General features: G+C 61.1%; 1 protein-coding gene. It reads right to left on the minus strand.

The annotated features are described in order from the left end of the window. Positions 1–964 (minus strand): calcium/proton exchanger (gene cax / locus ACXJ7R_RS34360; RefSeq protein WP_457155676.1); only part of this gene is annotated, 964 nt, incomplete at both ends.

A 964-nucleotide genomic window follows, 5' to 3' on the forward strand; every position in this document is an offset into this window, starting at 1 on the left:
CCATCAACACGAGGACGCCGACGAACCATGCCGAYCGTCCGCTGTTCGTGACGAACATCGCGGTTAGGGTCGCGATTAGCACCATCACCACGGCACCCGGCCAGAACTGCAGGTCCATCGGCGACGGGCCGACCAGGTAACTCAGCAGCACCAGTACGGGTGCAACGAACAAAGCGATCTGGGAAGCGCTTCCCAGCGCGATCCCCACGCTCAAGTCGAGCCGGTTCTTGCGCGCGCCGGAAAACGCCGAGGCCATTTCGGCGGCGCCACCAACCAGTGCGACGACGATAAAGCCGACAAAAGCAGGGGTCATCCCCAAAGCTTCGGCTGCCTTTTGAACTGACTCGACGAAGATCTCGCTGACCAGGGCCACGAGTACTGTGACACCGACCAGCGTGGCCAGGGCCAGTCTAATCGGCCACGGTGCTTCACCTGCTTCGGCATGCTCCGCCGCGGCAAAGACCTCACGATGTGTACGGAGCGAGAACAACAGGCCTAGTCCATATCCGACGATCAGCAGAACGGCCAGGCCAAGGCTGAGCTTTTGGGTGACCGCTGCAGTTGAGGTCGAGTCCACTTCTGCGACAGCCGAAGGCATGAGGAGGGCGATTGTTGCCAAGAAAAGCAGACCCGACTGAAGACGCGCGCTGGCTCTATTGAATTCCTGGAAATGGTATCTGAGTCCGCCGAGCAGAAACGAGGCCCCCAGCATGAACAGCGTGTTGGTGACGATCGCGCCGGCAATGGATGCCTTTACCAACGTGTACTCTCCGGCGCGCAGGGCGGCCAGTGCGATGACCAGCTCGGTCAGATTTCCCAAGGTGGCATTGAGTAGCCCACCGGCGGCATCACCTGTCTCGGCGGCTACGGATTCGGTAGCGTGACTGAGCAACCCCGCCAGCGGTACGATGGCAAGCACCGACAAGACAAAGAGCGCCGTGTGGGCTTCGGGAGTGAACTTCGC

Source organism: Mesorhizobium sp. P5_C1 (assembly GCF_054049815.1).